8 protein-coding genes are annotated in these 7,103 nt (G+C 69.7%); 6 read left to right on the forward strand and 2 right to left on the reverse strand.

What is annotated here, in order from left to right; translation table 11 throughout:
* Window positions 1–178 precede the first annotated feature (178 nt).
* The 4 genes from O2L01_RS24840 to O2L01_RS24855 all read left to right on the forward strand — a co-directional run bounded on the left by O2L01_RS24840 (window position 179) and on the right by O2L01_RS24855 (window position 3,913).
* The gene (locus O2L01_RS24840) at window positions 179–1,399 is read left to right on the forward strand and encodes an FAD-dependent monooxygenase (RefSeq protein ID WP_270124751.1); all 1,221 of its coding nucleotides are present in this window, start codon (window positions 179–181) and stop codon (window positions 1,397–1,399) included.
* Window positions 1,400–1,491: 92 nt separating this feature from the next.
* Window positions 1,492–2,211, forward strand: coding sequence for a TetR/AcrR family transcriptional regulator (locus O2L01_RS24845; protein ID WP_270124752.1), 720 nt, complete (start codon window positions 1,492–1,494; stop codon window positions 2,209–2,211).
* Window positions 2,212–2,289: 78 nt separating this feature from the next.
* Window positions 2,290–3,249, forward strand: a complete 960-nt coding sequence (locus O2L01_RS24850) for an EamA family transporter (RefSeq protein ID WP_270124753.1) — start codon at window positions 2,290–2,292, stop codon at window positions 3,247–3,249.
* Entirely contained in the window at window positions 3,242–3,913 is a 672-nt protein-coding gene (locus O2L01_RS24855; RefSeq protein WP_270124755.1) for an alpha/beta fold hydrolase, read from the forward strand. Before O2L01_RS24850 ends, O2L01_RS24855 begins: the two co-directional genes overlap by 8 nt.
* A 29-nt stretch (window positions 3,914–3,942) precedes the next feature.
* Here the strand turns inward: O2L01_RS24855 and O2L01_RS24860 are convergent, their stop codons facing one another.
* Entirely contained in the window at window positions 3,943–4,647 is a 705-nt protein-coding gene (locus O2L01_RS24860) for a TetR/AcrR family transcriptional regulator (protein ID WP_270124756.1), read from the reverse strand.
* 92 nt (window positions 4,648–4,739) lie between these two features.
* On the opposite strand from O2L01_RS24860, the gene O2L01_RS24865 reads away from it, so the two are divergent.
* Window positions 4,740–5,423: an NAD(P)-dependent oxidoreductase gene (locus tag O2L01_RS24865; protein WP_270124757.1), complete on the forward strand. Its 684-nt coding sequence runs from the start codon at window positions 4,740–4,742 to the stop codon at window positions 5,421–5,423.
* Between the two features lie 50 nt (window positions 5,424–5,473).
* Here O2L01_RS24865 and O2L01_RS24870 read toward each other — a convergent pair whose 3' ends face one another.
* On the reverse strand, window positions 5,474–6,286 hold the full coding sequence (locus O2L01_RS24870) for a CPBP family glutamic-type intramembrane protease (protein ID WP_270124758.1): 813 nt from the start codon (window positions 6,284–6,286) through the stop codon (window positions 5,474–5,476).
* A 116-nt stretch (window positions 6,287–6,402) separates the two neighbouring features.
* Here O2L01_RS24870 and O2L01_RS24875 point away from each other — a divergent pair.
* On the forward strand, window positions 6,403–7,103 hold a 701-nt coding region (locus tag O2L01_RS24875), incomplete at its 3' end, for a phosphotransferase (RefSeq protein ID WP_270124759.1).

Here is a 7,103-nt window from a genome sequence, read left to right on the forward strand (position 1 = left end):
GGAGCCGGGGGCGTTTTTGCGAGTCGCGGCTGCCTCGGCCGCGCCCTCTCCACGACCCCTCCGCGCGGCCAAAGCCCGAGAACCATTGGGGGGAAGAAGAACCCGGGTGTCATGGCGTGCGCCACATTCCGAAACTGACCAGTTGACGATTCTGGTCAGTCGGTCTAGCTTCGAAGGCATGAACATCACCACCTCCTCGCAGCAGCGGGCACTCGTAGTCGGACTCGGAGTCAGCGGCATCGCCTCGGCCTTGCGCCTCCACCAAGCAGGATGGGACGTCGTCGTCCTGGAGAAGTCCCCCGAACGCCGCACCGGCGGCTACTTCATCGGCCTCTTCGGCACCGGGCTCGCCGCCGCCGGCCGCCTCGGTATCGAACTGCCCGACCGCGTCTCGGACGACCTCGCCAACTACAGCGTCGACCGTGCCGGACACCGCAAGCGCGCCTTGAACTTCGCCGATGCCGTCCCCGGCCGCACCCGCCTCGTCGTGCGCGGCGACATCGAGGACGCCGCGTTCGCGGCACTCCCCGCCGACGTTGAGATCCGGTACGCGTCGGCCCCGGCCGCCATCCGTCAGGACGGGAACGGCGTCGAAGTCGACATCGAGGACCGGGCTGCCGGGACCACCGCCACTGAGCGGTTCGACCTCGTCGTCGGCGCCGACGGGCTCCGCTCCACCGTGCGCCGCCTCGCGTTCGGGCCGGACGAGGGCCGCCTTCACCGGCTCGGCTACATGCTCGCCGCGTGCAGCCTCCCCAGCGCGGTCCCCGGCTTCCGCCCCCGGGACGGTGTCGTCCTCGCCGAGGCGGCTCGCTCGGCCTGGGTGTTCCCCTTCGCCGACCGGCCCCCGACCGTCCTGTTCAACTACCGAACCGAGAACGCCGACGCCGAGTTCGACCGCCCCGCGATCGAGCGCCTGCGCTCCGCCTTCGGCCCCGAGCCGAGCGGTCCGGTCCTCGGTTGGCTCCTCGACCAGTTCGAGCAGGCCCCCGACCACCTCTTCGACACCGCCGAGCAGGTGCGCCTCGACCACTGGCACCAGGGCCGCGTGGTCCTCGCCGGCGACGCCGCCTGGTGCCTGACCCTTTACTCGGGCATGGGCGCCTCGACCGGCATGGCCGGTGCCGACCTCCTCGGCACCATGATCGAGCGCCACCCCGGCGACCTGACCGGAGCGCTGCGGGCGTGGGAGGCGAAGCTGCGCCCGTTCGTCGAGTTCCACCAGGACACGGGCATGGCCATGCGCGCGCTGTTCGTCCCGGCCGACGCTGAGGAGATGCGGATGCGAAGGGTCTTCAACCGAATCGCCGGGACCAGGCTCGGCCGCAGCGTCCTGTCGAGGCGCCAGCACCGCAGTGAAGCCGCCCGCATGAAGACCCTCGACATCGCGTCGGCGTGACCCGATCCGCGAGCAGCACGATCAGCCGGCCCGCCGTCCCGGGCGCGCGTGCCATCATGGTCCCGAACGAACCGACGGAAGGGGCCGCGACGGTGAGCCGGCTGATCGAACACGACTCCGCCAAGGCGGCCAGAATCCTCGACAGCGCCCGCGACCTCGTGCGCGCCCACGGGGCCCGCAAGGTGACGATCAGTGAGATCGCCGCCGCCGCGGGCGTCGGCAAGGGCACGGTCTACCTGTACTGGGCGACCAAGGAGGACCTGATCGTCGGGCTCCTCGCCCGCGAGATCCTCGCCTGGATCGAGGAGGTGATCGACCAGATCGCCCGCGACCCGGGCGTGGTCCTGCCTCGCCGCCTCGCCCCGCTCCTCATCAAGTCCACGATGGACAATCCATGGCTGCGCAGGCTCCGCAGCGACGAGGACGCCCTGTGGCAGGTCCTCCAGCGCGACGCCGACCGGGAGCGGTTCGCCGAGTCCTCCCCGAGCGCGATGTGCGGGGAAGTCATTGCGATCCTCCGCGAGCACGACGTCATCCGTGACGACCTCCCGACGGCGAGGCAGATCCAGGCCACGTCCGCACTGCTGGTCGGCTTCAGCACGATCATGGGGAGGCCCTCAGACCCCCGGACCCACGACGCCGACGAGGTGGAGGCCGCGCTCGCCGACGCCTTCCACGTCATGCTCGAACCCTCTCGCGACCCCCGCGAGGCCGTCATCGCAGCGGCCGCGGAAGCGGTGCGGGCCAGGTTCACCCAGATTCACGCCCACCTCCTGGAACTGGTCGCGAAAGGCGCCGAAGGCACCAGGTGACCGAGGGCCGGGCAGAGCCGACGCCCGGCCCGGAACTTTTCGCTTTGCATCGCGGCCGTTGCCGCATAGCGTGTGGGCATGACAGCAACAACAGCCGAACCGGACACCGGGCGACAGCAGTCGGCCCGCCCCATTCTGGTCCTGGCCGCGCTGGCCATCGTCTACGTCGTGTGGGGCTCGACCTACCTCGGCATCCGGATCATGGTCGAAGACATCCCGCCCATGATCGCGGCCGGAGGCCGGTTCGCATGCGCCGCAATCATCCTCGCGGTGATCCTCATGGCCCGCGGCGGCTTCTCGCGGCTCGCGCTGACCCGGGCCGAACTGCTCTCGTGCGCGCTGATCGGCCTGCTGCTGCCCGTCCTCGGCCAAGGCCTGGTGACGATCGCCGAAAGCGGCGGCGCCCCTTCGGGTCTGGTCGCACTGCTGATCGCGGCGGTGCCGCTGTGGGTCCTGCTCTACCGGCTGCTCTCCGGCGAGCGGCCCAAGAAGGCCACGGTCGCGGGCGTGACGATGGGCTTCGCGGGGCTCGCCGCGCTGCTGATCGCGAACGGCGTGGGCGGCGAGTTCCCGTTCTGGACCATCGTGCTGGTGCTGCTGTCGAGCGCGTCGTGGGCATTCGGGTCCTGGCTCCAGCCCCGCTTGCGGATGCCGAAGGACGCGTTCGTGGCGGCCGTCTACGAGATGGCGGTCGCCGGGGTCGTGCTGCTGGCGGTCGGCCTCGCGTCGGGCGAGCGGTTCGACCCGGCCGCGTACTCGGCACGGTCCTGGGCCGCCTGGGCCTACCTCGTCGTGTTCGGCTCGGTGGTTGCGTTCTCAGCGTATGTTTGGCTCCTTCAGGCGGCGAACATCTCGCTCGTCGCCACCTATGCGTACGTGAACCCGCTGGTGGCCGTGTTCCTCGGCTGGCTGATCCTGTCCGAGGCGGTGACCGTGCCGATCATCGTCGGTGGCGCGATCGTCATCGCCGCCGTCGTCATCGTTGTGAGTACCGAACGCCCCCAACGGAAGCGACCAGAGGAGCCCGACCATGGCTGACAGCAGCACCGCGACCTTCGTCCTCATTCACGGCGGAGGCAGCACCAGTTGGGACTGGCACCTCGTCGCCCCGGTCCTGAAGGGACTCGGGCACGAGGTCGTCGCCGTCGACCTGCCCATCGAGGACCCGGCGAACGGCGTCGGGGAGTACGCCGACGCCGTCGTCGAAGCCTGCGCCGGCCGCCCGAACCTCGTCGTGGTCGCGCACTCGTGGGGCGGGCTCGTCGCCCCGATCGTGGCCTCCCGCATCGACGCCGAACTGCTGGTGTTCGTGACCGCGATGGTGCCCCTGCCCGGGGAGGCGCCGAATGACTGGTGGGCTGCGAGCGGCTTCAGTGACCTCGAGGCGTCAGAGTCCGAAGAGGACCAGTTCTACAACGGCGTGCCTGCTGCGCTGGCCGAGGAGTGCACCGCGCGCGGCCGTGCGCAGACGGGCGAGCGCGACGGCGAACCGTCACCGCTCAAGGCCTGGCCGGACGTCCCGACCCGGTTCCTGCTCTGCCGCGACGACCGGTTCTTCCCGCCGGTGTTCGTGCGCGCCATGGTGAACGACCGGCTCGGCTTCGTCCCCGACGAGATCGACGGCGGCCACATGATCGCCCTCGCCCGGCCGCGCGAACTGGCCGAACGCCTGCACCGGTATTGGACCGAACTGCCGCGCTGAGGTCGCGGCCTCCGGCTGGCGGGGCCTCGTTAGTCCTCGAGTCCGAGCGAGCGGGCGAGGTCGCGCAGTTCGGCCCGGTAGAGCCGGGCCGGATCCTTCGTCTGCGCGCGCAGGTGTCCGTAGACCTCCAGCGCGACGAGGCCGTGCATCCTGCCCCAGACGCGCAGTGCGAGCGCCACGGCGGCGGGCGGGAGCTCCGGGAACTTCGTCCTGACGAGGTCGGCGAGGCCCGGATCGAAGTCGTCCCAGGTGTATTCGTCTTCGGGGCCTTGGCTTTTCACGGGCCAGGCCGCGGCGACGAGGCCGGTGAGCCCGGCGCAGGCGCGCGAAGCGGCCTCGGGGGCGGCGCCGCCCTCGGGCACCTTGTAGCCGCGCACGGGGTCGCCGTAGACGAGCTTGAATCCGGCGGGGTCGGCGACGGCCCATGCCCGGAACGCCTCCCCCCAGGCGCGCAGGCGGGCGCCCGGCTCGTCGGCGGGGTGTGCGTCGCGTGCCGCTTCCGCCTTGTCCACCAACGAGGTGTACATGTCGGCGGTCAACGCGGTGATCAGCTCGTCGCGGGTGGCGTAGTAGCTGTACAGCGCCCCGGCGGTCATGCGCATTTCGCGGGCGATGGCGCGCAGCGAGATCGCGTCCGGCCCGCCCTCGGCGAGGAGTTCCAGCGCGACCCGCTTGATCTCGGCGGTCGTGTCGAGCCGAAGTTGTTGGCGCCGAGTCGGAGTCGTGTTCGTCACGTTGACAGTGTACCCCATGTAGAAACTATGCTCCGTATGAAAACTACACGGCGTTCAATGTTTGTGCGCTGTTGAGTCGAGGAGGATCCTTCATGCGCATCGGAGTATTCGGCGCCACCGGCGCCATCGGCGGCCAGATCGTCGTCGAAGCCGTCGCACGCGGCCACCAGATCACCGCGTTCACCCGCGACCCGGCCCGGTTCGGCCCGACTGCGGACAGCGTGACCTGGCAGGTCGCCGACGCGCTCGACCCCGCGAGCATCGCCTCGGCCATCGACGGGCTCGACGTCGTCGTGAGCGCGATCAACGCCGGGCGGGACGTCCCCGAGACCATCGCCAACGCCGACGTGTTCCCCAGGGCCGCAAGCGCGATGATCGAAGCGCTCACCTCGCGCCCGGACCTCAGGGTCATCGTCATGGGCGGGGCCGGGAGCCTCGAAGTCGCGCCGGGCGTCACGGTCGTCGAGGCCGAGGGCTTCGCGGAGAACCTGCCGAAGGCGCTCGGCGTTCCTGTCGAGTACGTCAACCCCGTCAGGGCCGGAGTCGAGGCACTGAACCGGTACCGCACATCCAACCGGAACTGGACGTACCTCAGCCCGTCCGCCGGGCGCATCGAACCCGGCGAGCGGACCGGCCGGTTCCGGATCGGCGGCGACCAGCTCCTGGTGCGCGCCGACGGCACCAGCGACATCAGCCTCGAAGACCTCGCCATGGCGGTCGTCGACGAGGCCGAGACCGCACGGCATGTCAAGCGCCGCTTCACCGTCGGCTACTGAAACGGCGAAGGGCCCCTCGCTCGATGCGAGGGGCCCTTTTCGGGTTGGTCTTACATGAGGCCGAAGAAGTAGGCGGTCGTGCCGACCACGGTCATCAGGAGCGCCGAACCCGGGTGCATCCAGATGGAGGCGCGGATGTCGTGCTTGCCCCAGACGAACCAGACGCCCGGGAGCAGGAAGATGATCTTCGACGGGACCGTCCAGATCGCCCAGAAGTGGTAGATCGAGAACAGGGTCGTGTTGAACAGCGGGGCCCAGCAGCCGAGCTGCGGGAGGCGCGGGAGCAGGAAGCCGCGGAAGTAGTACTCCTCGATGAGCGGCAGGATGAAACCGGTGAACGGGCCGAAGATCAGCATCGTGGTGAGGATGGTTTCGTTGCTGTACGCGTCCAGGTAGGTCGTGCCCGAGCTGCCGGAGCCCTCGAACGTCACCCAGGTGAAGAAGGTGTCGTACGTCCAAGCGTCAAGCGGCGCAAGGGAGAGCGACACGATCGCCATGTACAGCAGGAAGCCGATGCCGATCAGCGTGATCTTGCCCCGCGAGAACGGCTTGTCGCGGTAGTGGACCACGCCGCCGCGCAGCGTGTAGCGGCCGGTCTGCTTCTTGCCCAGCCAGAACAGGCCGAAGAGCAGCGGGAACAGCACGATCATGAGCGCGATGGCCCAGGCGGCGAAGATCGGCGCGCCGACGGCGTGGCTGATCGGGGCGCCGATCCAGGCGTAGGCGGCGACGATGAGCGCGCCGGGGACGAGGTGGAGGGCGATGGACAGCGGGATCGAGTGCCGGTCGGCGAGGAGCTTCGCGACGAATCCCTTGGTCTGGGGGGCTTCCGCATTGGCGGTGAGCGACTGCGTGTTCTGCATGTCGTAGAGCTTCGCCCCGCGAACTGACACGGGCCTGTCACGCCGCTGTCGCGGCTACGGCGGCGCATGACAGCGCGCTTTGCAGGGGGTTTACCTCCCGCGTGTAGGTTGCCTGGATGACCGACTTGCAGTTGAGCGACATCGAGATTGACGAAGCCTTCGTGCGGGCGATGCTGCGCGAGCGGCATCCCGATCTGGCTGGGCTGCCTCTTCGGGAGGTCGAGGGTGGTTGGGACAACAAGATGTGGCGGCTCGGCGACGACCTGGCCGTCCGCATCCCGCGCACACCGCGCGGGCCGGACCTGCTCGACCAGGAGTACCGGTGGCTGCCGGACATCGCGGCGCGGCTGCCGCTTCCTGTATCTGCACCGGTCAGGTTCGGTGCGCCGACTGCGGCGTTCCCCGCGACCTGGCTCGTGACCACTTGGGTCGCAGGCGAACCGATCGACCGCAGGCCGCTCGAACGCGGGCCCGAATCGGCGGCGGCGCTGGCGGGTTTCCTTGCGGCCCTGCACGAGGAGGCGCCCGCGGACGCGCCGATCAACCCGCACCGGAGCCTGCCGCTGCCCGATCATGCGGCTGATGTGGAGCGGGGGATCGAGGCTTGGTCGACGGCGGGGAACGCCGCGGCGATGCGCGAGATCTGGGCCGACGCGCTTGCTGCAGATTCATGGAAGCGTGGTCCTGTGTGGATTCACGGTGACTTGCATCCGGCGAATGCGGTTGGGGCTGAGGGTGTCTTGACAGGTGTCATCGACTTCGGTGAGCTGTGCGCGGGCGACCCGGCGGCCGATCTGTGCGCCGCTTGGATGCTGCT

Source organism: Glycomyces lechevalierae, from assembly GCF_027622945.1.
GTDB lineage: Bacteria > Actinomycetota > Actinomycetes > Mycobacteriales > Micromonosporaceae > Glycomyces > Glycomyces rutgersensis.

Excerpts from the sequence above, each read along its gene's own strand:
- O2L01_RS24870 (WP_270124758.1), bottom strand. The coding sequence starts at position 6,286 with ATGCAGAACACGCAGTCGCTCACCGCCAATGCGGAAGCCCCCCAGACC.
- O2L01_RS24855 (WP_270124755.1), top strand. The coding sequence starts at position 3,242 with ATGGCTGACAGCAGCACCGCGACCTTCGTCCTCATTCACGGCGGAGGC.
- O2L01_RS24865 (WP_270124757.1), top strand. The coding sequence starts at position 4,740 with ATGCGCATCGGAGTATTCGGCGCCACCGGCGCCATCGGCGGCCAGATC.
- O2L01_RS24840 (WP_270124751.1), top strand. The coding sequence starts at position 179 with ATGAACATCACCACCTCCTCGCAGCAGCGGGCACTCGTAGTCGGACTC.
- O2L01_RS24850 (WP_270124753.1), top strand. The coding sequence starts at position 2,290 with ATGACAGCAACAACAGCCGAACCGGACACCGGGCGACAGCAGTCGGCC.